This window comes from Rhizobium ecuadorense (assembly GCF_001187535.1).
Taxonomy (GTDB): Bacteria; Pseudomonadota; Alphaproteobacteria; order Rhizobiales; family Rhizobiaceae; genus Rhizobium; species Rhizobium ecuadorense.
The window spans coordinates 1-361 of record NZ_LFIO01001779.1; the positions used below are offsets into that span (position 1 = coordinate 1).

Sequence of the window (361 nt, forward strand, 5' to 3'; positions counted from 1 at the left end):
ATACGGCATGAGGCCGGAAGAGGCCTGGGCGATGGGTTCGCTGCACGGCGCGACGCGGTTCGGCATGGAAGGCGAAATCGGCGGTCTGGGCGGCGGGCGGCGCGCCGATCTGGTGCTTCTCAACGACGACCTTACGCCGGTCAGCACCTGGTATGGTGGCGAGCTCGTCGTCGACGGCAAGAAGATCACGCCGATCCTCGACGAAGCCCTGTCGAAACCATACCGCTATCCGGATGCCGCCTACCACACGGTCAAGCTGCCAAGAAATCTCAAGCTGACACCGGACCTGCCGACGGAGACGGTCGTCGCTCATACGATCAAGACGGAGCTGCCTGGCATTACGCTGGGCCATGTCACCGTC

Annotated in this window: 1 pseudogene; it reads left to right on the forward strand. The window is 63.7% G+C overall.

The window, feature by feature from the left end:
* Positions 1-361, forward strand: a pseudogene (locus AF337_RS35350) (amidohydrolase family protein); the annotation flags it as partial.